We start from the raw sequence: 21553 nt of genomic DNA on the forward strand, positions 1-21553 counted from the left end.
GCCCTTGTCTTCGATCTGCTTGCGATCAATTGGTCTGCTGGATCGCCGACAATTCCCAGCCGCTGCCGGGCCGTCGGGCGAAGGTCCAGACCTCGGTGACTTCGCCCGGCTGTTCGCTGCCGGCGACGACCGTGCCGCTGTTACGGTCGAGCGTCTTGTCGGTGAGCGCGAAGCGCAGCGCCACCGTCGCGTAGTCGGTCTCGCCTTCGCGCCAGGCTTCCGCGAGGTCGCCCTGCAGCAGTTTCACGTCGGTCACCTTGTTGACGACGTTGCGCGCGCGGTTCTGAGCGAGGTCCTGCTCGAAATAGGAGACCATCTCCGGCGTCGCGAGCGTGTGCAGCTTGGCCACGTCCCCGTTCGACCAGGCGGTCTGGACGTCACCGAGCAGGCGCTCGAACGCCTCGTAATCGTCCGGCTTGATCTCGAGCGGCGCATTGTTTGCGTTCGCGCCGAAGCCGAAGCCGCCGAGACCACCGCCAAGACCGCTGCCAAGTCCGCCACCGAGGCCGCTACGCTGGTTCGGCTGAGGTCCGGGGGCTGCGCTCGCATCGGCATTGGCATAGGCCGCCTGCGGCGTGTGACGGCGCTGCCACCAGGACATCGCCAGCCGCACCACCAGCACCACGAGCGCGATCTGGATGATCAGGCCGATGATCGAGGACAGGCCGCCGAGGCCGCCGAACAGGCCGCCGCCGAACAGCATGCCGAGCAGGCCCGCGCCGAGGAAGCCGGCCGCAAGGCCGCCCATGAAGCCACCGGCGCGACCGCCGAACAGGCCGCCACGCGCGGGCGCGGTAGCAGCCGAGTTCATGCCTGCGCCCGGCTGGGTGTAGGTCCGGTTGAACTGCGAAGCCGAGCCCGGCGCCGTGGAGGTCGAGGGCGGCGCCGAAAAGGTGCGCGAGCCGCGTGAGCCCGACGAGCCGCCGCCGCCGACACGCGCGTCGGCCGACGAGATCGCCAGTGCGGTCGGCAGCGCAAGCGCCAGCACGACAGCGATCGTCTTGAAGAGACTGCGGGAGCGAAGCGAGAAATTCATGTGCGTTTCCCAAATCCCCGGCATGGGGACGTGCCCCTAAGATGGGCAGACTTCCCGAAAAGTGAAGACGCTTTCGGAACTTGCCACTGCGGCCCTCAGTCGCGGGGATGTGGCAAAAGCCCATATTTGGCGGGGCCTTGGCAAGAGGCGCGGGGGAACCGTGGTCGCGGGATACCGGCGGCGTGAGGAAGTGAGCTCCGCGTTTCCCTCGTCAATGACGACAGGAGCGCCCCCTCACCCCTGCTTCGCCATCGTCTCCTTCACCGCCGCCACCAGCTGGCTGAGCGTGAACGGCTTCGGCAGGAAGTCGAACTGCTGTCCCTCGGGCAGGCTCTTCTCGAAGGCGTCCTCGGCATAGCCGGAGACGAAGATGAATTTGATGTCGGGATTCTTCTCCCGCATCGCCTTCAAAAGCGTCGGGCCGTCCATCTCGGGCATGACGACGTCGGAGACGACGAGATCGATCGCGCCGCTCTGCTCCTCCAGCACTTCCATGGCATCGACGCCGTTCTCGGCCTCTACCACGGTGTAGCCGCGCGAGCGCAATCCGCGTGCGTTCAGCGCGCGCAGGCCCTCTTCGTCCTCGACCAGCAGGATGGTGCCCTGCCCCGTGAGGTCGGTGCGCGGCTTGGCGTCGGCCGCCGCGGCGTCCTTCCCGGCGCCATTGGTCGCGCTGACCGCAGCCGCCGGCGGCTCGACCTGCGCCTCAGGCTCGGCATGGTGACGCGGCAGGAAGATGTGGAACGAGGTCCCCTTGCCCGGCTCGGAGTCCACGTAGATGAAGCCGCCGGTCTGCTTGACGATGCCATAGACGGTGGACAGTCCAAGGCCGGTGCCCTTACCGACTTCCTTGGTCGAGAAGAACGGCTCGAAAATCTTGTCGCGGATGTCGGCGGGAATGCCGGTGCCGGTGTCGGCGACCTCGATGCGGACATAATCCGCAGCAGGCATCCCCTTGTAGGCGAGCTTGGCCGCTTCTTCCGCGGGGACGTTGGCGGTGCGGATGATCAGCTTGCCGCCGTCGGGCATGGCGTCGCGCGCGTTGACCGCGAGATTGACGATCACCTGCTCGAACTGGGAGACGTCGACCTTGACCGGCCAGAGATCGCGGCCGTGGATGGTCTCGTGCTTGACCTTCTCGCCGATCAAGCGGCGCAGCAGCATGGCGAGATCGGACAGCGCATCGCCGAGATCGAGCACCTGCGGCCGCAGCGTCTGCCGCCGCGAGAATGCCAGAAGCTGCCGAACCAGCGTGGCCGCGCGCGTGGCGTTCTGCTTGATCTGCATGATGTCCTGGAACGACGGGTCGGTCGGCTTGTGCGCGTTCAGCAGGAAGTCGTTCGCCATCATGATGGCGGAGAGAACGTTGTTGAAGTCGTGGGCGATGCCGCCGGCGAGCTGGCCGACCGTCTCCATCTTCTGCGACTGATTGATCTGGTTCTCCAGCGCGCGCCGCTCGGTGGTCTCGAGCATGTGCACGATGGCGGCTTCCGCCTCGTTCTCGGCCGCATCCACCGGCGTGACGAAGAACTGGCCCCAGCGCTCCCTAGGCCCTTCCAGCGCCACTTCCACCGGCGCGACGTCGGCCTGGCCTTCGGCGGCCTGGTTGATGGCCGCGATCAGGAGGTGACGGTCGCGCGAATTCACCGCACGGAAGATCGACTTGGAGGAACTGTCGAGCCCGAGCGCCTGCCCGAGCTTGGCATAGCGCGCGTTGGCGCGCACCACGTTGCCGGCGCGGTCCACGGTCGCGATCGCCATCGGCGTATGGTCGAAGAAGCGCATGAAGCGCACTTCGGCGGCGCGATCGGGATCGCTGCGCTCGTCGCGGGCGCGGCTGATCACGAGCGTGCGCGACGGACCCGGCGCGCCGTCGGCGCCGAAGGCGAGCTTGTGATAGAGCCGCACCGGCATGGTCTTGCCGGTGCGCATCCGCAGGTCGATATCGAAGACCTCGGTCTTCACCTCGCCCGGCACCGCCACGATCGAGGTCAACAGCGAGGCGCCGTCGCCGGAGACGATGTCGGTCAGCTTGAGGCCACCAGAGCCGATCTCGGCGAGGTCGTAGTCGAGCCAGTTCGCCAGCGTCGCATTGACGTAAGCAAGCTCTCCGGCCGGATTGACCGAGAAGAACCCGCAGGGCGCGTGGTCGAGATATTCGATGGCGTGCTGGAGCTCCTGGAACACGTCCTCCTGGCGCTCGCGGTCGCGGGTGATGTCGGCGATCGACCATACCGCGTATTTCGCCTCGCGCTTGCCGGTACCGAGCGGGCGCACACGCATGCGCAGCCAGCGGCCCTGGCTGCCGTCCTGGCCGGAGATGCGGACCTCTTCCTGCTGCCGCTTGCCTTCGCGCGCGGCCTTGAGCAGGCGGAACACGGCCTCCGAAACGTCGGGATTGCCGATGAAGACACGCTCGACCGGGCGCACGTCCTGCGGACCGCTGGCGCCGGTGAGCGTCAGATAGGCGGCGTTGGAATAGACCACGTGGCCGCGCGGATCGGTCACGGCGAGGCCATCGAAGCCGTGATCGGCGATACGGCCCACGACCGGATCATCGAGGCTGCGGTCGGCGAAGCGGATGATTCCGGCGGCGAAAGCGAACAGGTTGAACAGGCCGATCATCGCCAGCACGGCAAGGATGCCGAGAATATAGGGCTGCGCCTGCACGCGCCCGAGCGTCATCAGCCCGACGGCGACGGCGACGAGGCCGGCGGCCACCAGCAGCACCAGCGCAATGCTGCCCGAGCGCGGCGACGGCTCGTGCGTCGCAACGGGCTCGCGGGTGAGGTCGTGGTCGGACTCGGCGGTCATTCTCGAGCTGGCGCAGCCTGTCGGCAGAGAATCAACGCGCGACAGCGCGCGTGGGGTTCTCCCTGCCTGAATCGGACCCTGAGGTGCAAGGGCCGCAGGGGCGAAAGGTACGCTGATTCCCAGATTACGGCCATTTCCGGTACTTTCGGGTGATTTTTATCCTCGCCCGGCGCTGAAGCCACGCTTCAGCCGCATGACGTAGCCGATGACTTCGGCGACCGCATGGTAGTGCTCGGCCGGGATTTCCTGGTCGATCTCGACGGTGGCGTAGAGCGCGCGGGCGAGCGGCACGTTCTCCACGATCGGGATATCGTGCGCGCGCGCGATCTCCCGGATCTTGAAGGCGAGATTGTCGACGCCCTTGGCGACGCAGATCGGAGCCGTCATGCCGCGCTCGTAAGACAGCGCCACCGAGAAGTGGGTCGGGTTGGTGATGATCACCGAGGCCTTGGGAACCGCCGCCATCATGCGCTTCTTGGAGCGTTGCTGGCGCAACTGCCTGAGCTTGCCCTTGATGTGCGGATCGCCTTCGGACTGCTTGAACTCTTCCTTGATCTCCTGGAGCGACATCTTCTGCCGCTGGAACCAGCTGCGGTACTGGAAGAAATAATCGGCAATGGCGATGATCGCGAGCGCCGCGACCACTGCCCCGAGCAGATGGATTGTCATGCTGGTGCTGGCGCCGAGCATGGCGGCCGGGTCGAGCCTGACCATCGCCTCCATGCGATGCCGCTCCGGCCACAGGATCATGGTCATGACCACGCTGAGCGCGATCAGCTTGCCGATACCCTTGAGAAAATTGGCCGCCGCCTGCTTGCCGAAGATGCGCTTGAAGCCGGCGCCGGGCGAGATCTTGCTGAATTTCGGCGTCAGGGATTCGGTCGACCAGACCAGGCGGTGCTGCAGCATGTTGCCGGCAATCGCCGCCAGCATCAGCATCATCAGCGGCACGCCGATCGCCGCGAGAATGGCGAATTCGATCTGCTGCATCAGCGCGATCAGGGCCTTGCCGTCGGTCTTGATCATCCAGGAATTGGCGAGCAGGCCCCGCATCGGCGCCAGCAACCCGTCGCCCACCGAGCTCGAGAAGGTAGAGACCACGAGCGTGCCGCCCGCCATCATGAACCAGGTGTTGATCTCCTGGCTCTTGGCGACGTCGCCGCGTTCGAGCGCGTCGTCCAGACGCTTTTGCGTCGGGTCTTCTGTTTGACTCTCTGGGTCCTTGTCTTCTGACATCGATCGACCGTTACCTCAGCGGCATCAACTGGTGCATGACACCGATGAAGTAATCCAGATACGTCCCCATCATCGCCGACAGCACCACGGCGAGCACCAGGAAACCCGCGAAGATCGAGAGCGGCACGCCGACGAAATAGACCTGCATCTGCGGCATCAGCCGCGCCAGCACGCCAAGGCCGATGTTGAAGACCAGGCCGAACACCAGGAACGGTCCGGAGAGTTGCAGGCCGAGGCGGAACGCGGCGGCAAAGGCGCGCGTCGCGAGCGAGGCCACATCGCCGCTCGATACGGTCTCGCCCGGCGAGAAGATCGTGTAGCTGTCGTTCAGCGCGGCGATCACCAGATGATGGCTGTCGGTGGCGAACAGCAGCGTCACCCCGAGGATGGTCAGGAAGTTGCCGACCAGCACGCCCTGTTGGCCTTGTGTCGGATCGACCGAGGTGACGAATCCGAGCCCCATCTGTTGCGCGATCACCGATCCCGCGACCTGGAGCGCCGACAGCGTCACGCGCGCGGTGGCGCCCAGCACGATCCCGATCGCGATCTCGTGCAGCATCAGGACCAGGAGCGGCGCCAGCGAGCCCATGTCGACGTTGTAGGCGTTGCGATGCAGCGGCAGGATGATCAGGGTCAGCAGCAGCGCGATCGACAGCTTGATCCGCGTCGGAATATTGGTCTCGCCCAGCCCCGGCAACAGCATCACCATCGCGCCGACCCGGGCGAAGGCGAGCATGAAGGAGGCGGCGAGCGCCGGCAGCAGCGAGACGTCGATGCGCATAATTGACGCATCCTGCCTCAGCCGCCGATGATTCGCGACGAGATCCGCAGCATGTGGGCATGGAGCGCGTCGGCCATGAACGGCAGCGCCAGCAGCATCGTGGCAAAGATGGCGAGGATCTTCGGCACGTAGATCAGCGTCTGTTCCTGGATCTGCGTCAGCGCCTGGAACAGCGACACGATGACGCCGACCACCAGACCGACCACCATCAGGGGGGAGGACACGATCACGATCGTCCAGATCGCATCGCGCGCAACGTCGAGGGTTTCGGGTCCGGTCATTTTGAATTCCCACTCTCAATTGTTTGTCGTCATTCCGGGCTCGCGAAGCGAGAGCCCGGATTCCATACTCCCGATCGTGGTTATGGATTCCGGGCTCGCGACTTCGTCGCGCCCCGGAATGACAACCTCGTCAAATCGGCATCTTCATGATGTCTTCATATGCGGCGATCACGCGGTCGCGGACCGAGACCAGCGTGGACACCGCGACGTCGGTGTCCGCCACCGCCGTCACCACGTCCATCACGTTGGCCTTGCCGGCGGCCATCGCCACCGTCTGCGCGTCCGACTTGCGGCCGGACTCCATCACGCTGCCGACGGCGTCCTTCAGCATCGAGGCAAAAGATTGCCCGCCGGCCTCGGTGGCCTTGCCGGCACCGCCGCCGCTGTTCTCCAGCACGCGGGCAAGGTTGGCATAGGCGTTGGCGGCGATTGACGGTGATGCCATGGCTCAATTGTCCTGTTCAGCTCTTGAGGATGTCGAGCGTGCGCTGGATCATCCGGCGCGTCGCACTGATGATGTTGAGGTTGGCTTCGTAGGACCGCTGCGCGTCGCGCATGTCGGTCATCTCGACCACCGAGTTCACGTTGGGATATTTGACGTTGCCGCTGGCGTCCGCGACCGGATTGCTAGGCTCGTATTTGACGCGGAAGTTCGACTGGTCGGGCTTGATCTTGCCGAGCGTAACGACCTGCGCGTCGAGCGTGCGGTCGAGCGCGGAAGAGAAGGTCGGAACCTTGCGCCGATAGGGATCGCCGCCGGCGGTCTGCGCGGTCGAATCCGCGTTCGCGATGTTTTCCGAGATCACCCGCATGCGGCCGGCCTGCGCCCGCAGACCGGAGGTCGCGATCGCCATCGAGCGGGCAAAGTCGCTGCTGTCATTGGCCATGATGCGCCTCCTCTAGCTCTTTGGTCTGAGCATGATCTCTTCGGAAACCCGCTTCATACTTTTCCGGATCATGCTCTAGCCCTTGCCGATCGCGGTCTTGAGCAGATGCAGGCTCTTCGAATAGAGCGAGGTCGCCGCCGCGTAGTCCATCTGGTTGCTGGCCGCCTTCATCATCTCCTCTTCGAGATTGACGGCGTTGCCCGCGGGGCGGGTCTCGAAGCCCGCGTTCCTGTTCTGGTCGAATCCGGACGCAGCCCCCGACGGCGTCATGTGAGAGCCGCTGGTGCGGGTCATTGCCAGAGGGCCCATCGAGCCGGTGACGGCTCCGGCCTTGTCGAGCTTGGGCTCGACCAAGTCGCGCGGCCGGAATTTGGGCGTGTCGGAATTGGAGACGTTCTCGGACAGGACGCGCTGGCGCTCCTGGTGCCACTGCATCTTGGTTCGAAGCGCCGACAGCACCGGGAGGTCGTTGATGGACATCGTCGCGGCTCCTTCCGCCGTCTTGCGAACCCAAGGGTCCGCCGCTAGGCAGAATTTGCCGCGTGTATGGTTAACAGCTGGTTAAGACCGTCCTCGAAGCCTGTCCCCAGGCGGGACAGCATTTTCCGCTCCCGTGATTCTACGTCTCCAAAACCGGCATTAACCCAACCATTTGGCCGCCCGTGCACAGCCCAAGAAGTCGTTTTGGATCGAGCGATTCATGGGTTATTAAGAGTTGGGGACGGCAAAACTTGCCGTGGGACGTTAAGAAATCGCAGTTTGGGGCATCGTTAAACCAGTGGTTGGCGCGTCCAACCATAGGCACGAGAACAGCGCCATTTGTCGGGGACAAGTATGCAAGGCAGCCCTATCACCTTCATCGTCGCGTTCATCGTCGTCCTGGCGTTGATCGGCGTCGCTGCCTGGCTGGTGCGCCGATTCGCCGGTAGCCGGGTCGGCGCCAACACCCAGCGCGGCCGGATGCCCCGGCTCGCGGTGATCGACGCTGCCGCGGTCGACGGCCGGCGCCGCCTGGTGCTGGTCCGGCGTGACAATGTCGAGCACCTCCTGATGATCGGCGGGCCGACCGATATCGTCGTCGAACCCAACATCGTTCGCGCCGCGCCCGGCCGCGACCAGCTTCCGCAGCGTCCGAACGCCGCGGAACCGCCGCGGCTCGCGCCCATGCCGGATACCAGCAACTGGGCCGACGAAGCACCGCGGCCGGAAATGCTCGATCATCCCGAGCCGCAAATGCCCGAGCCGCCGCCGCGGCCCGCGCGCCCGTCCTTTGCCGACGAGGTGCGCCGGCCCGCTCCCGCGCTGGCCGAACGCCGCAGCGATCCCCTCGCCGGCTTCACGGCCGAGCCGACCGCGCCACGCCTCGAGCGCGAACCGCGGCCGGAGCCGCTGCCGCCGCGCGTTCCGCGCAGCGAGCCGCCGCTGATGCCGCGGCCGCCGCGCCAGAGCGAGCCGCCGAAGATGCCGCCGGTGCGCGCCGAGCGCGTCGCTGCCCCGCCGCCGCCGGTGCCGCAGGCTCCGCCCGTTCCGCCGCCGGCCCCTGCTGCAGCGCCCTCCAGTGCCGAGCAGAATCTCGCCGAGATGGCGCAGCGGCTCGAAGCCGCGCTGCGTCGCCCGGCCGGCGAGACGGTCGCGCCTCCGGTCGCGCCGGAGCCGCCTGCTGCTTCCCCGCGCGCCGCACGCAGCGAGCCGCCGGCACCACCGGCCCCGCCCGCAAAGCCGGCCGCGGAAAAGACCAGCTTTGAAAATCTCGAAGACGAGATGGCCTCGCTGCTCGGCCGTCCGAAGCCGTCTTCGTGAGGCTGCCGTCCCTTCCGCGTAGAGTTTTTTTCCTTTCTGTCCTGATCGGCGCGGCATCGGCAGCGATGCCGGCGCATGCGCAGGACATCAGCATCAATCTCGGCGGCGGCGCTGGCGGTGGCGGCGTCACCGAGCGCGCGATCCAGTTGATCGCGCTGCTCACCGTGCTGTCGATCGCGCCGTCGATCCTGATCATGATGACGTCGTTCACGCGCATCGTGGTCGTGCTGTCGCTGCTGCGCACCGCGCTGGGCACGGCAACCGCGCCGCCGAACTCGGTGATCATCGCGCTTGCGATGTTCCTCACCTTCTTCGTGATGGGGCCGGTGCTGCAGAAATCCTACGACGACGGCATCCGCCCGCTCGTCGCCAACCAGATCGGCGTCGAGGACGCGCTGCAGCGCGCCTCCGTTCCGTTGCGCGGCTTCATGCAGAAGAACGTGCGCGAGAAGGACCTCAAGCTGTTCCTGGATCTCTCGGGCGAACCGCCGCCGGCCACGCCCGACGAGCTGGCACTGCGCATCCTCGTCCCCGCCTTCATGATCTCCGAGCTGAAGCGCGCCTTCGAGATCGGCTTCCTGCTGTTCCTGCCCTTCCTGATCATCGACCTCGTCGTCGCATCGGTGCTGATGTCGATGGGCATGATGATGCTGCCGCCGGCCACGATCTCGCTGCCGTTCAAGCTGATCTTCTTCGTGCTGGTCGACGGCTGGTCGCTGGTGGCGGGAAGCCTGGTGCAGAGTTACGGCGGGTAGCGAGCCTCTGGTGACGCCCGCGTCCACTGCGCTCGCGCGATAGCCCCGCCCCCCCTCCCCGTCACTGCGAGGAGCCCTTGCGACGAAGCAATCCAAAATCCCCCAGCGAGAAATGCGGGATTGCTTCGCTGCGCTCGCAATGACGAAGTTGTGGCGCTGTCGCGGCCCGCGCTTCGCGCGGCAGCAGAGGCCTATCGAGTCATCTTGATCTGCCGCACGACCGGGATCGTCGGCAGCGAGCCGGTGTGGTCTTCGTCCTTGGCCTGCGGCGCGCGGGCGGTGGCGTCGGGGAAGCGCTGCTTCATCTCGCGCAGGAAGCCGTCGAGCGTATCGACGCTGGCGGCGAGCTTGGCGATCTCGGCGAATTCGGCGCTGGAAGCCGCGGCCGGCTTGCTGGCGATGTCGAAGGCGAGACGGTCGGCGCTCTCGCTCATCAGCGGGGCGTACTTCTCGCGGAAGCGCGACAGGCCGATCGAGTCGTCCGCAAGCGCATAGCCGACGGCGGCGCGGATGATGTCGCTCTTCTCCACCGAATTGAGCGGCTTGAAGTCGCGGAAGCGCTCGCCGTAATAGAGTTCGATCTGCTCGGCGGACTCGCGCCAGCGCCGTGCCGCCCAGAAGATGTCGGACCGCAGCCGCAGCACTTCGCGCCCGGTGACGTTCGAGATGATGTCGAGTCCGAGATCGTGACGGCCGACGTCGCTCTGCGCGCGCGCTTCCAGGAGCAGGCGCTGCTGCCTGAGCTCGCCGGAGAGATCGCTGATGCGGCTCGCGCGCAGCGCCGTGATCGCCTTGTCCGGCTTGCGGTTGGCGAGATAGATCATGGAGAGGCGCGCGGCGACCTGGGCGCGGGCGGCGCCTTCGAGGCGGTGGTCGACCTGGTATTGCAGCAGCTCGGCCGCCTGGTCGAGCAGGTCGATCGAGGCGAGGCGGTCGGCGAGACGGCGGATCAGCTCGTCGCCGCGCCTGCCGATCGGCGTCAATTCACGAAACTCGTAGAACAGCCCGAGCGCCTCGACCTCGGGCAGCTGGTCACCCTTCGGGCCGAGGAATATCTGCGTGAAAAGGTCCGAAGCGAGATCCTGCGCCTGACGCGAGGCGTCCGCGTTCGGCTGCAGCCTGGTCGCGGTGCGAGCCGCAGTGAGCGCGTCGCGGTAGCGCCCGGCCTCGGCGTACATCTTGGACAGGATCTGCAGCGTCTTGACCTCAATGGAGTCGCCGCGCCAGGTCATCGACAGGGTCTCGAGCTCGTTCAGCGCCTCGTCCTTGCCGATCTCGTCGCGCTTCTGCCGCAGCGCGATCTCGAGCTGCTTGGCCTCGGCCGCAGCCGGCCGATCGGCCGAGGCCGCCGCGAGCCTGTAATCGTCGAGCGCGTCCTTGTCGTGGCCGAGCGCCTCGGCGAGCCGGCCGCGCAGCACGGCAAAGCCGGGCGCAGCCTCAGGCGATACTCCGACGACCTCGAGTTCGCTGCGGCGCTTGGAGGCGCCGGCATAGTCCTTCACCTCGAGCGCGGCGCGCATCGCATCCATCGTCACGATGCGCTGAATGTCGAGCGGCAGCGAGGCGATCGCGAATTCGACGTTCTTGAACTTCTCGCGCGCGTCAGCCCATTTGCCCTGGCGCGCATAGGCGAGCGCCTTCCAGAGCTGGGAATCGTGGCTGTTGCCGATCACGGGATTGGCGAGGTCCTTCAGGCCCTGCGCCGGGCGGCCGATCAGGATGCTGGCGATCGCATGCATGATGAGCGCACCGCTCTCCTCCTTGTTGAGCGGATCGCTCAGCATCAGGTCGGTGACGGCCTTGGCTTCGTGATACATTGCGCGCGACATGTAGAATTGCGCGAGATCGAGCCGCGGCAGTGAGCGCAGCGCCGGCTCGACGGCCGCGATCGCCGTGATCAGCTCGCTCTGGCGCGCGATGAAATTTTCCGACTGGCCCTTGCGCCAGCCCTCAGGGCTGAACACCGGACGCACCGCGGTCGGCGCCCGCTCGGCCGAGATGTCGACCGGCGACAGCGTCAGACCGCCCTTCTTGCCGAGGATCACCTTGTCGGCGCCGACTTCGACGCCGACCTCGTCGGAATTCGGGCGGATCGCGATGCCGTGCGCGGATTCCAGCAGCGAGAGATCGACGAGATCCTGCCGCTTGATGAAGCCGCGCACCGGCCGCTGCGCGGTGACGACATAGAGCATGTCGCCGGCATCGGGGTCGGTGAGCTTGTGCAGCTGGCCCGGATTGGCAAAGGGGATGGCGATGTTGGCGAGCGCGGGGTCGGTGATGTTGCGCGACATCATCAGCGGCAATGGGGTCGTCTGGATCTTGTCGGCGAGCGTCAGCAGCCAGTTGGTCTCCTTGCCGACCTCTTCGCTCGCCAGCGAATAGACCAGCGGGCGGGTGAGACGGATGCGCACCGCCTGGCCCTTGTCGAGCGCAATGCGGCCGACCTCGCCGATCATCACCCCGCCCTTGCTGCGGATCGCCTCGACGTCGATCGGCTTCGGCGTATCGAACACCAGCCACACCGTGTCGCCGCGGCGGAACGCCGCCGCCGGTGTCGCGACCGCAATCGGGAACGTCACGCGCAAGCCGTCGCTGTCGCGGCGCGCATCGACGCTGGCGACGGGGGGCTGCGGCGCGGCCGGCGCCTCGGCGGACGCAGCCTTGACGGCGTCCTTGACCGGCTCCTTCGCGGCCTCTTTCGGCGCCTCCGCAGGCGCCGGCTTGGCGGGCGCGGCCACGGCTTCGGCAAGCGGCGGCGCGGGCTTCGCTGCTTCCTTCGAGATGTCCTTCGGAGCCTCCTTCAAAGCTTCCTTGGGCGCGACCTTTGGCGCTTCCGGCGCGGGGGCGGCCTCGATCGCGGGAGCCGGCACTGGTTTCGGCGCTTCCGCGGGCGGCATCGCGGCGGGCGCGTCCGGCTTCACCTCGGGCTTGACGTCGATCTTCGCTTCACGCGCGATCGTCTCGGAGGTCGGTGGCGCCATCTCGGCAGGGGCGTCCTTCGGCTTCTGGGCCGCTGGCTTGTCCGGCGCCGGCGCCGGTCCGCGACCGGCAGGCTTCATCTGCGCGATCGCCGCCTCGGGCGTTGCGGCGACCTTGCCCTTGTCGGGCTGGAAGGAAACATCGACGACGTAGTTCTTGTCGTCGCGGAACGAATGCACGTCGGAATCGCCGATCAGCGCGATCTCGACATTGGTCTGGTCGATATCGGCCTTCTGCTTGATCGAGGCGACGTTCGGCGGCGCTGCAACGACCGCGTCCGCCAGATCGAAATTGAGGTTGGCGTTGAAGGCGAGCGTGAGCTTCTGCTCGTTGAGCACGGAGGACACGCCGACGCCGTCGGGCATCTCGAACACGAAGCGAACGAAGGTCGGCTGCACCGAAGCACGCACGCGGATCTGCGGACGCTTCTTGCTTTCCGCCGCGGCACGCTGGGCGCGCAGTGCGCGCTCGGCCACACGGGCGCGCTCGGCCAGCTCCTTGACCACGTCCATCGGCAGGCTCGGCGGCGGTCCCTTCCACCCCTCCGGCAGGAGGTCGACGAAGGTGCGCTCGCCGGCATTCATGGTGTTGACGGTGACGCGGCGCGCCAGCGACAGGCGGATGGCGCCGCCATCGGGATCGCGGCGCGCCGAGTTGACGTAATCGGGCGCGCCTTCAGGCACGCGGTCGACGGGAACGTCGACTGGCCGGTCGAAGCGGATGATGAGGATGGAGCCCGCGGTCGTCACCTCAGAGGGAACGTCCTCGCCGAGCTTGATGACGAGACGGGCAAAGCCGCCGCCGGCCGAGAAGCTCGCCTCGCCCCTGACGGCGTCGGCAGCCCGGGCCGGCGTACCACAACCTGCCAGCAGGCAGAGCGCCAGCACGCGGACATGACGCGACAGCCCCGGCGCCAGAGCGCGGGCTCGCGACCACAATCCATCGGCAGCCTCTCGCGCCATTGGCGGCATGTCTTCCGTTTCGACGGGTCCACGGCGGCACTGGTGCCGTCCCCTGCCCCAGACTCTAAGGTTTTGCCAATTAAGGACTTCTTAAGTATGAGCCCTCAATTCGGCTTTTGCGTCGGCTTGCCGTCGATCTTCGGCAGTTCGCCGGCCGAGGCCGACTGATCGCCGCCGCCATTGGCACGGCGGGCCATCTCGACCGTCAGCTTCTCGGCGGCCTCCGGCGACATCAGTCCCATGATGTCCGACATCTTCCGTGGCGCGATCGCCGAGGCGATCTCGATCAGCACGCCCATCTCGAGCCGGTCGAACACCCGCGCGGCGTCCTTGGGCTTCATGCCTTCGTACATGGTCACGAGGCCCTTCATGCGCTGGGCTTCGGCGGCCTTCTGGTCTGCCTGCGTTGCGGAGATGCGGGTTTCCACCGCCTTCATTTCCTCGACCTTGCCTTCGATGCGCTTCTCGGCCGATTTCAACAGGCTCTCGCGGATGTCGATCTCGCGCTGGCGGGCCTCGATCTCCTGGCGGCGCGCCTGTAACCGCTCGAGGATCGCGCGCTCGGAGGGCGAGATCTGCGGCTCTTCGATTTTGATCGGTGTGCCGCCTTCCATCTTGGTCTCGGGCGCGGCCGGCTTCGGCGCCTCCTTCGGCGCGCCATGGGTCGAGCCGGTGATATCGGGATCGTCGCGGCCGGTCGGGAAGTTCAAATTCTCCTGCGCCCAGGATTTCTTGGTCTGGTTCGGCTTGTAGTCGAAGACATAGCCGCCATTGATCGCGAGGCCCGCCACCTTCAGCGTGGCGAGGCCTGCGATGGCGACCAGGACGACCGGAATGACGCGAATGTTACGAAAGGACTTCATACCTTGACTTTATGCCGCAAGGCCGTTGGATCGTCTGCGTTCGGAGAAAGCTTCGGCCGCAGCCGCCACCGCCTTCGCCGACGAGGGCTTGGCTGCGGGTGCGGCGACCGTTTCCGGGTTCGTCATGGGACGCGCGGCGATCGCGATCTTGGACAGCCGCCGGACCACGTTGTCGGCTTCGCCGAGCTGTTTGTAGAGCTGGTCCGACATCTGCGTCGCCGCGGCGAGCTGGCTGCCGAGATTCTCGTTGACGTCGCGCACCGCGAGCTTGAGCCCGCCGATCGCGCGCTCGGCGATCTCGGTCGCGGTGATCAGTTCGCCGATCACCGCCTTCAGCGAATGCTCGTCCGCCTTCAGCCGCGTCAGCCGCTTGTTGAGCATGACGCAGTAGAAGATCGTCAGCATCAGCAGGATAGCCACCAGCGTTTCGATCGCCATTCCCAGGGAGTGGTTCATGGGGCCTCCATCATCTTGTTCTGCTCGTCCACCTTCTCGAACATCGCAAGTGTCGTACTTGGCTTGCGCAAGGGTTTCGTCACGCGGATCGCGACGCGGTCGCCGACCCGGCCCATCCGCCCCTCGGTCAGCGTGACGTCGCCGCAGCGCACGGTGACGTTGGCGTCGGCGCGCATGTCCAGCGGCAGCGTGTCGCCGACCTTGAGCCGCATCAGCTGCTTGAGCGGAATGTCGGCCTCGTAGAGCACGGCATCGACGGCGATCTCGGCCTGGTTGATCTCGGTTGCGAAATGGCCTTCCCAGACCGGATCGCGGCCGAACTTTTCGCCCATGAACATCTGGAGCAGGACGCCCCGGATCGGCTCGATGGTCGCATAAGGCAGCAGCAGCTCGATGTTGCCGCCGCGGTCTTCCATGTCGATGCGCAGGCGCACCAGGATCGCGGCATTGGCGGGACGGCTGATCGCGGCGAAACGCGGATTGGTCTCGAGCCGGTCGATCGTGAAGGTCACCGGCGACAGCGGCCGGAATGCCTGTTCGGCGTCGGCCATCACCACCTCGACCAGCCGCTTGACCAGCTCGGTTTCGATCGTCGTGTAGGGCCGCCCCTCGATGCGGAGCTGGCTGGTGCCGCGGCGGCCGCCGAGCAGCACGTCGATCATCGAGTAGATCAGGCTGGAATCGACCACCGCCATGCCGAAATTGTCCCACTCTTCGGCCTTGAAGACGGTGAGGACGGCGGGCAGCGGGATCGAATTCATGTAATCGCCGAAGCGCACCGAGGTGATGCGGTCGAGCGAGACTTCGACGTTGTCGGAGGTGAAGTTGCGCAGGCTCGTCGTCAGCAACCGCACCAGGCGGTCGAAGACGATTTCGAGCATCGGCAGACGCTCGTAGGAGACCATCGCCGAATCGATGATGGCGCGAATGCCGGAATGGTCGTCGAGGGTGACGTCGCCGACGGCGAAGCCGAGGAGGTTGTCGATCTCCTCCTGCGACAGCACCCGCTCGCCGGAGTTCTTGCCGGTGCCGAGATCGCGGCTGCCGTCCTCGACCATGGCCGCCCATTGCAGGGCCATGGTCTCCGATAATTCGTTTTCGGCGGCAGCCTTCGCGGCCTCCGCGGGATCCTCGGAATCGAGCGATGCCTCCCATTGGGCGGCAATCGCATCCTGGTCCATTTGCTCGTTGCCGGCCATGACGCTAGCCCGTTACCTTCCGCAAGCCGTCACTGGATCACGACTTCCTTGAACAGCACCGCGCTCACCTGCACCGGGGCAACCGCCGCGTTGACGCGCTTGGTCAGTTCCTCCTTGAGGCGGAAGATGCCGGCGGAGCCGTTGAGGTCGGCGGGGCGCAGTTCGCGCACGTAAGTCTGGAAGATGTCGGTGACGCGCGGCATCGTCGGCTTGATGGCCTCGATCTGCTTTTCTTCCTTCAGCTCCAGCACGATCTTCAGCCGCAGATATTGCACGCGCTCGCCGGGCGCGCCGGCGAGGTTGACCATGATGTCGGGGACGTCGACGAAGGACGGCGGCTTCGGCGGATGTGCGGCCTCGGCATGATGCTCGTCTTCGCCGTGCCGGAAGAAGAAGAACCATGTCGCGGCACCGCCGCCGAGCACGGCGAGCAGGCCGACGGCCATGATGATGAGCTTCAGCTTGTTCTTCGGCGGAGCGGCTTCCGCGCCTTCAGCGGCTGCGCCGCCTTCCGCTTCATTCTCTGCCATGGTCGCCGCGCCCGAATCTCTCAAAGGGGTCGAAAGAGCGAAGCCATAAGACAAGAACGCGATACAAATGCCCCGGCGCGATGCGCTCCTCTTCATGCAAACGCTACGGTAATAATGGTTAACGGAACCTTTCGATCGGGCATCTGCTAGGAAAAATCTGCCGGGCAGACATGGCTAACAGAACCTTTCTGCCGCCCTCCGACGCCCCTCGAAAATGAGCAAGCCACTGAAAATGCGTACTTTTTCAAGTTGGCACGGCTTTCGCTGAGAAAGGGTCGAGACCGAACGGTTTGGGAGAACCCGACGGTCTCGTTCACGGGGTCCGCCACGGCGCTTGGGAGAGCGAAATGGCAGATCCGCTCAGGGGAGATTTCCGATGCAGAACGCGCTTCTGATCGGCTTGTCACGGCAGATGACGTTGGAACGGCAGATGGATGTCATCGCCAACAACGTCGCCAATGCCAACACCAACGGCTTCAAGGCCGACCATTCGCTGTTCGAGGAATTCCTCAACTCGAACGCGCGAGAAGACAATTTCGTCGGCGCGGACCGCCGCGTGTCCTACGTGCAGGACCGCGGCACCTACCGCGACATCGGCCCGGGGGCGCTGGAGGCGACCAGCAACCCGCTCGACATGGCGATCGACGGCAACGCGTATTTCGCGGTGCAGGCCAATGGCGGCGAAATGTTCACGCGCGACGGCAAATTCACGCTCAACAGCACCGGCCAGCTCGTCACCTCGAGCGGCAATCTGGTGCTCGGCACCGGCGGCCCGATCACCTTCCAGCCGACCGATCACGACATCAACGTCGCGCCGGACGGCACCATCACGGTGCTCGAAGGCACCGCCAAGACCGACTCGATCCGCGGCAAGATCCGCATGGCCTCGTTCGATGATCCGACCAAGCTGACCAAGCTCGGCGCCAATCTCTATTCCGCCGGCTCCGCCACCCAGCAACCCGATGCCAAATCCACCGTGCGCCAGGGCTATATCGAGAAATCCAACGTGAACTCGGTCGGCGAGATGACCCGCATGGTCGAAGTCATGCGCAGCTACACCGCCATCGCCAACCTGCTTCAGCAGCAGAGCGATCTCCACAAATCGGCGATCGAGAAGCTCGCCGACGTTCCGGCCTGATTGAGAGAGAACTGATATGCAGGCGCTTCACACCGCAGCGACCGGAATGGCGGCACAGGAACTCAACGTTCAGGTGATCTCCAACAACATCGCGAACCTCCGCACCACCGGCTTCAAGAAGCAGACCGCGGCGTTCCAGGACCTGATCTACGAGCACGTTCGCCGCGTCGGCGCGCAGGCCTCTGACCAGGGCACCATCCTGCCCGTCGGCGTCGACATTGGCGGCGGCGTCAAGACCGTCGGCACGCCGCGCAGCATGACGCAGGGCACGCTGTCGCAGACCGGCAACGATCTCGACCTCGCGATGTCGGGCGAAGGCTTCTTCAAGATCCTGATGCCGGACGGCACCTATCAATACACCCGCGACGGCACCTTCCAGATGGACAACCAGGGCCGCGTCGTCACCGCCCAGGGCAACCCGGTGCAGCCCACGATCACGATCCCGAACAACGCCTCGGGTATCTCGGTGAGCGAGCAGGGTCAGGTCTCGGTGACGCTGCCGGGCTCGTCGACCTCGTCGATCGTCGGCCAGATCGGCGTGACCCGCTTCATCAACAAGGCCGGCCTGCAGCCGGTCGGCAGCAACCAGTTCACCGAGACCCCGTCGTCCGGCCCGCCGCAGGATGGCACCGCGAACTCTGAGGGCTACGGCAAGATTACCCAGGGCAGCCTCGAGCAGGCCAATGTCGACGTCGTCTCGGAGATGAGCGACCTGATCGCCGCCCAGCGCGCCTACGAGATGAACGCCAAGGTGATCAGCGCCGCCGACCAGATGATGCAATCGACGACGGCGCTGTTCCGCTGAGGTGATGACGATGATCCGCACCACCCTCGCCACCATCTCCGCCCTGCTCGCGCTGGCCCTGCCGGCAGCGGCCGCGGACGACTTCATCGCCTCGCCGACGCTGCGCGCGAGCGTCACCGTCACTTCGGACGTGGTGCGGGTCGGCGATCTCATCGACAATGCCGGATCGGCCGCGCTGATCCCGGTCTACCGCTCGCCCGATCTCGGCACCACCGGCACGCTGACCGTCGGCCAGGTGCTGTCGGTGCTCCGCGCCAAGCAGGTGATCGGCGTCATGACCGGCGACCTCAAGGAGGTCCAGGTCACCCGCCTCGCCCGCACGCTGGCGAACAAGGATATCGAAACCGCCGTCGCCTCCGCGCTCGAGCGTCGCTTCGGCCTCGGGGACGCCGCCAACCTCACCGTCACCTTCGACCGCGGCGTCGCCGAGATGCGGCTGGATGCCTCCAACTCCGGCGTGCTGCACCCGGTCGCAACCCGCTACGATGCCCGCAGCGGCCGGTTCGACATCGCCTTCGAGATTGCCAACGACAGCAGTCCGGTCCCGACCAAGCTGCGCTTCACCGGCACCGCGGTCGAAACGGTGGAAGTGGCCGTGCTGACGCGCGACATCGACCGGCTCGATCTCCTGAAATCTTCCGACGTCGCGCTGGAGCGCCGGCCGAAGGCCGAGGTCACCGGCGAGCCCGCCTCGCGCGACCGCAGCATCGGCATGCAGCTGCGCCGGCCGATGCGCGCGGGCACGCCGCTGCGTGCCGCCGACATCGTCAAGCCCGACCTGGTGGTGCGCGACCAGAGCGTCACCATCATCTACCAGGTGCCCGGCCTCTATCTCACCTCGCGCGGCAAGGCGATCGAGAGCGGCGCCGAGGGCGACACCGTCAGCGTGCTCAATGTGCAATCCAAGCGGACGCTGAGCGGCGTCGTCACCGGCCGCGGCCAGGTGACGATCGAGGGCGCGAGCCAGTCCGCGCCGATGGCGCCCGCGGTCGAGCAGACTTCTTCGCTCAAGCGCGATGAGGCGCCCGCCCCGGTCGATACCGCAGCCCTCCTTCGGAACCTGGTTCAGGCCCCCGCGTCGCCGGCCCAGATCGCAGAAGCCCAGATCCCGCAAGCTCGCGCCTCGCAAGCTCAAGCCAAGTAAGAGTTCGTCATGTCCGCTTTCAGTTCGGCTTACCGTCTTCGTCGCATCGCGATCTCCGCCTTGCTGCTGGCCTCTTGCGCGCTGGGCGGCTGCTCCTCGATCGACCGCCTGTCGCAGATCGGCGAGCAGCCGAAACTGTCGGCGATCGACAATCCGACGACGCAGCCGGGCTACAAGCCGGTGCAGATGCCGATGCCGAAGCCGGAAGTCGCCTCCTACAATCCGAACTCGCTGTGGCGCAACGGCAGCCGCGCCTTCTTCAAGGACCAGCGCGCGCGCCAGGTCGGCGACCTCCTGACCGTGACGGTGAACATCACGGACAAGGCCAACATCGCCAACGAGACCCAACGCAGCCGCACCAATTCCGAAGATTCCGGCATCACCGACTTCATCGGCGCGAAGACCCTCGGCGCGCAGGCCCAGAAGGTGCTGCCCGGCCGCATCCTCACGGCCGACTCCTCCGCCTCCAGCGACGGCAAGGGCTCGGTCAACCGCACGGAAGCCCTGCAGACCAACGTCGCCGCGGTCGTCACCCAGGTGCTGCCGAACGGCAACCTCGTGGTCGAGGGCAAGCAGGAGATCCGCGTCAACTACGAGATCCGCGAGCTCGTGGTCGCCGGCATCGTCCGCCCCGAGGACATCCAGAGCGACAACACCATCGATTCCACCAAGATCGCGCAGGCCCGCATCGCCTATGGCGGCCGCGGCCAGATCATGGACGTGCAGCAGCCGCGCTACGGCCAGCAAGTGATGGACGTGCTGCTGCCCTTCTAGGCTTCTCCCGAGCTCCCACATCGTGTTCGCGAACTTAAGGCGCGAACGACGATGTACGACGCGGCCCTCGCTAGCTCCCCTGGCGAGGGCCGCATGTATTTCGTGAAGGCATCAGGGAATTGGTTCGCGGTCCGCGACTATGAAGAGCGGCGCAGCAAACCAGGCCTCACTGTCATTGTCCGCGCAAGCGGACGATCCAGTGCTCCGCGGCTTCGTTGCTAAAATGAAGTGGCTCGGCGTACTGGATTCCCCGCCTTCGCGGGGAATGACTGCGCGGGATACCGGTCCATCCTCACGTAAACTCCGCCTCCACCACGCCCAGCCCGTCCAGCTCCATCCGCACCTTGTCGCCGGCCTTGAGCCACAGCGTCTTGACCAGGCTGCCGGTGAGCACGAGCTGTCCCGCGTGAAGACCCTTGCCGTCGGCGGCGAGATGGTTGGCGAGCCAGGCGAGCGCGTTGTGGGGATGACCAAGGACGTCGGCGCCGGTGCCCTGGCTGACCTCTTCGCCGTTGAGGATGGCGCGGCCCTTGACCGCTTTGAGGTCCGGCACCGACGAACGCGGCACCGACGGGGCCAGCACGCAGCCGGCGGCGAAGAAATCATCGGCGATCAGCGTCGGGGCGCCCATCGTTTCCCACTTCACGTAGCGGTCGTCGACGATCTCGATCGCGGGATGATAGGCCTCGACGGCTTCGCCGACCCATTCGGCGGTGAATGGCGCTTCGCCGGCGGCGAGGTTCCGCTTCAGCCGTACCGCGATCTCGCATTCGACGCCGACACGGACATAGTCGGAAGCCGCGAGCCGGGCGCCGGTGTCATGCACGCCCTTCTGGAACACGCCGCCGCCGCAAGGGTGCGGGATGCCGATATAGTCCTGCATCACCTGGCTGGTGCAGCCGATCTTGTAGCCGACCAGCGGTCCGAGATGCGGCAGCAAGAGATCGTGCAGCGCGCGCTGGACCTGATAGCCCTCTGCTTCATCTTCGGGCGGATGCTCCAGCGCCGCGAGCGGCGCATGGTTGCGGCGCGCCAGCGCGATCGCCTTCGCGGCTTCGAGAATCCTGTCCATCGGCGCCGCCTCCCACGCTACGCAAGTGAAGGCGGCACTTC

The 21553-nt window shown here is 66.1% G+C and carries 20 protein-coding genes; 6 read left to right on the forward strand and 14 right to left on the reverse strand.

The window, feature by feature from the left end; genetic code table 11:
• Window positions 1-25 precede the first annotated feature (25 nt).
• The 8 genes from JQ580_RS22315 to flgB all read right to left on the reverse strand — a co-directional run bounded on the left by JQ580_RS22315 (window position 26) and on the right by flgB (window position 7515).
• The gene (locus JQ580_RS22315; protein WP_212282349.1) at window positions 26-1060 is read right to left on the reverse strand and encodes a Tim44 domain-containing protein; all 1035 of its coding nucleotides are present in this window, start codon (window positions 1058-1060) and stop codon (window positions 26-28) included.
• A gap of 210 nt (window positions 1061-1270) precedes the next feature.
• A complete protein-coding gene (gene cckA, locus JQ580_RS22320) occupies window positions 1271-3850 on the reverse strand; it encodes a cell cycle histidine kinase CckA (protein WP_212282350.1) in 2580 nt (859 codons plus the stop codon).
• 156 nt (window positions 3851-4006) lie between these two features.
• Window positions 4007-5086, reverse strand: a complete 1080-nt coding sequence (gene flhB / locus JQ580_RS22325; RefSeq protein ID WP_212282351.1) for a flagellar biosynthesis protein FlhB — start codon at window positions 5084-5086, stop codon at window positions 4007-4009.
• Between the two features lie 10 nt (window positions 5087-5096).
• The gene (fliR, locus tag JQ580_RS22330; protein WP_212282352.1) at window positions 5097-5867 is read right to left on the reverse strand and encodes a flagellar biosynthetic protein FliR; all 771 of its coding nucleotides are present in this window, start codon (window positions 5865-5867) and stop codon (window positions 5097-5099) included.
• 17 nt (window positions 5868-5884) lie between these two features.
• Window positions 5885-6148: a flagellar biosynthesis protein FliQ gene (gene fliQ, locus JQ580_RS22335; protein ID WP_018321865.1), complete on the reverse strand. Its 264-nt coding sequence runs from the start codon at window positions 6146-6148 to the stop codon at window positions 5885-5887.
• A gap of 130 nt (window positions 6149-6278) precedes the next feature.
• Window positions 6279-6593, reverse strand: coding sequence for a flagellar hook-basal body complex protein FliE (gene fliE / locus JQ580_RS22340; protein WP_212282353.1), 315 nt, complete (start codon window positions 6591-6593; stop codon window positions 6279-6281).
• Between the two features lie 16 nt (window positions 6594-6609).
• Window positions 6610-7035, reverse strand: coding sequence for a flagellar basal body rod protein FlgC (flgC, locus tag JQ580_RS22345; protein ID WP_094895709.1), 426 nt, complete (start codon window positions 7033-7035; stop codon window positions 6610-6612).
• Window positions 7036-7110: 75 nt separating this feature from the next.
• A complete protein-coding gene (gene flgB / locus JQ580_RS22350; protein WP_106951778.1) occupies window positions 7111-7515 on the reverse strand; it encodes a flagellar basal body rod protein FlgB in 405 nt (134 codons plus the stop codon).
• Window positions 7516-7869: 354 nt separating this feature from the next.
• Between flgB and JQ580_RS22355 the strand changes: the two genes are divergently transcribed.
• Window positions 7870-8835: a flagellar biosynthetic protein FliO gene (locus tag JQ580_RS22355; protein WP_212282354.1), complete on the forward strand. Its 966-nt coding sequence runs from the start codon at window positions 7870-7872 to the stop codon at window positions 8833-8835.
• Complete coding sequence (gene fliP / locus JQ580_RS22360) at window positions 8832-9590, forward strand: flagellar type III secretion system pore protein FliP (protein ID WP_212282355.1); 759 nt, start codon at window positions 8832-8834, stop codon at window positions 9588-9590. The genes JQ580_RS22355 and fliP overlap by 4 nt, the downstream gene beginning before the upstream one ends.
• A gap of 191 nt (window positions 9591-9781) precedes the next feature.
• Here the strand turns inward: fliP and JQ580_RS22365 are convergent, their stop codons facing one another.
• The 5 genes from JQ580_RS22365 to fliL all read right to left on the reverse strand — a co-directional run bounded on the left by JQ580_RS22365 (window position 9782) and on the right by fliL (window position 16579).
• Window positions 9782-13531: a tetratricopeptide repeat protein gene (locus tag JQ580_RS22365; protein WP_212282356.1), complete on the reverse strand. Its 3750-nt coding sequence runs from the start codon at window positions 13529-13531 to the stop codon at window positions 9782-9784.
• A gap of 104 nt (window positions 13532-13635) precedes the next feature.
• Window positions 13636-14394, reverse strand: coding sequence for a MotE family protein (locus JQ580_RS22370; protein WP_212282357.1), 759 nt, complete (start codon window positions 14392-14394; stop codon window positions 13636-13638).
• A gap of 9 nt (window positions 14395-14403) precedes the next feature.
• On the reverse strand, window positions 14404-14850 hold the full coding sequence (locus tag JQ580_RS22375) for a DUF6468 domain-containing protein (protein WP_212282358.1): 447 nt from the start codon (window positions 14848-14850) through the stop codon (window positions 14404-14406).
• Window positions 14847-16049 (reverse strand): flagellar motor switch protein FliM, encoded by a 1203-nt coding sequence (fliM, locus tag JQ580_RS22380; protein WP_094895716.1) that lies wholly within the window; start codon window positions 16047-16049, stop codon window positions 14847-14849. The genes JQ580_RS22375 and fliM overlap by 4 nt, the downstream gene beginning before the upstream one ends.
• Before the next feature lie 29 nt (window positions 16050-16078).
• Window positions 16079-16579, reverse strand: coding sequence for a flagellar basal body-associated protein FliL (fliL, locus tag JQ580_RS22385; protein ID WP_212282359.1), 501 nt, complete (start codon window positions 16577-16579; stop codon window positions 16079-16081).
• A 376-nt stretch (window positions 16580-16955) separates the two neighbouring features.
• Between fliL and flgF the strand changes: the two genes are divergently transcribed.
• The 4 genes from flgF to flgH are packed head-to-tail and all read left to right on the forward strand — an operon-like array spanning window position 16956 to window position 20440.
• Window positions 16956-17717: a flagellar basal-body rod protein FlgF gene (gene flgF / locus JQ580_RS22390; RefSeq protein WP_212282360.1), complete on the forward strand. Its 762-nt coding sequence runs from the start codon at window positions 16956-16958 to the stop codon at window positions 17715-17717.
• 16 nt (window positions 17718-17733) lie between these two features.
• Entirely contained in the window at window positions 17734-18522 is a 789-nt protein-coding gene (gene flgG, locus JQ580_RS22395) for a flagellar basal-body rod protein FlgG (protein ID WP_091965437.1), read from the forward strand.
• Between the two features lie 10 nt (window positions 18523-18532).
• Window positions 18533-19666 carry a flagellar basal body P-ring formation chaperone FlgA gene (gene flgA, locus JQ580_RS22400; protein ID WP_212282361.1) on the forward strand — a complete coding sequence of 378 codons (1134 nt, stop codon included), beginning with the start codon at window positions 18533-18535 and terminating at the stop codon, window positions 19664-19666.
• A 9-nt stretch (window positions 19667-19675) separates the two neighbouring features.
• On the forward strand, window positions 19676-20440 hold the full coding sequence (gene flgH, locus JQ580_RS22405; RefSeq protein ID WP_106951771.1) for a flagellar basal body L-ring protein FlgH: 765 nt from the start codon (window positions 19676-19678) through the stop codon (window positions 20438-20440).
• Between the two features lie 292 nt (window positions 20441-20732).
• Here the strand turns inward: flgH and JQ580_RS22410 are convergent, their stop codons facing one another.
• A complete protein-coding gene (locus JQ580_RS22410; protein ID WP_212282362.1) occupies window positions 20733-21512 on the reverse strand; it encodes a 2-keto-4-pentenoate hydratase in 780 nt (259 codons plus the stop codon).
• Between the last annotated feature and the right edge of the window lie 41 nt (window positions 21513-21553).

The sequence above is a fragment of the Bradyrhizobium sp. SZCCT0148 genome, from assembly GCF_018129985.1.
GTDB lineage: Bacteria > Pseudomonadota > Alphaproteobacteria > Rhizobiales > Xanthobacteraceae > Bradyrhizobium > Bradyrhizobium japonicum_H.

Excerpts from the sequence above, each read along its gene's own strand:
- JQ580_RS22315 (WP_212282349.1), bottom strand. The coding sequence starts at position 1,060 with ATGCCGGGGATTTGGGAAACGCACATGAATTTCTCGCTTCGCTCCCGC.
- cckA (WP_212282350.1), bottom strand. The coding sequence starts at position 3,850 with ATGACCGCCGAGTCCGACCACGACCTCACCCGCGAGCCCGTTGCGACG.
- flhB (WP_212282351.1), bottom strand. The coding sequence starts at position 5,086 with ATGTCAGAAGACAAGGACCCAGAGAGTCAAACAGAAGACCCGACGCAA.
- fliR (WP_212282352.1), bottom strand. The coding sequence starts at position 5,867 with ATGCGCATCGACGTCTCGCTGCTGCCGGCGCTCGCCGCCTCCTTCATG.
- fliQ (WP_018321865.1), bottom strand. The coding sequence starts at position 6,148 with ATGACCGGACCCGAAACCCTCGACGTTGCGCGCGATGCGATCTGGACG.
- fliE (WP_212282353.1), bottom strand. The coding sequence starts at position 6,593 with ATGGCATCACCGTCAATCGCCGCCAACGCCTATGCCAACCTTGCCCGC.
- flgC (WP_094895709.1), bottom strand. The coding sequence starts at position 7,035 with ATGGCCAATGACAGCAGCGACTTTGCCCGCTCGATGGCGATCGCGACC.
- flgB (WP_106951778.1), bottom strand. The coding sequence starts at position 7,515 with ATGTCCATCAACGACCTCCCGGTGCTGTCGGCGCTTCGAACCAAGATG.
- JQ580_RS22355 (WP_212282354.1), top strand. The coding sequence starts at position 7,870 with ATGCAAGGCAGCCCTATCACCTTCATCGTCGCGTTCATCGTCGTCCTG.
- JQ580_RS22365 (WP_212282356.1), bottom strand. The coding sequence starts at position 13,531 with ATGGCGCGAGAGGCTGCCGATGGATTGTGGTCGCGAGCCCGCGCTCTG.
- JQ580_RS22370 (WP_212282357.1), bottom strand. The coding sequence starts at position 14,394 with ATGAAGTCCTTTCGTAACATTCGCGTCATTCCGGTCGTCCTGGTCGCC.
- JQ580_RS22375 (WP_212282358.1), bottom strand. The coding sequence starts at position 14,850 with ATGAACCACTCCCTGGGAATGGCGATCGAAACGCTGGTGGCTATCCTG.
- fliM (WP_094895716.1), bottom strand. The coding sequence starts at position 16,049 with ATGGCCGGCAACGAGCAAATGGACCAGGATGCGATTGCCGCCCAATGG.
- fliL (WP_212282359.1), bottom strand. The coding sequence starts at position 16,579 with ATGGCAGAGAATGAAGCGGAAGGCGGCGCAGCCGCTGAAGGCGCGGAA.
- flgF (WP_212282360.1), top strand. The coding sequence starts at position 16,956 with ATGCAGAACGCGCTTCTGATCGGCTTGTCACGGCAGATGACGTTGGAA.
- flgG (WP_091965437.1), top strand. The coding sequence starts at position 17,734 with ATGCAGGCGCTTCACACCGCAGCGACCGGAATGGCGGCACAGGAACTC.
- flgA (WP_212282361.1), top strand. The coding sequence starts at position 18,533 with ATGATCCGCACCACCCTCGCCACCATCTCCGCCCTGCTCGCGCTGGCC.
- flgH (WP_106951771.1), top strand. The coding sequence starts at position 19,676 with ATGTCCGCTTTCAGTTCGGCTTACCGTCTTCGTCGCATCGCGATCTCC.
- JQ580_RS22410 (WP_212282362.1), bottom strand. The coding sequence starts at position 21,512 with ATGGACAGGATTCTCGAAGCCGCGAAGGCGATCGCGCTGGCGCGCCGC.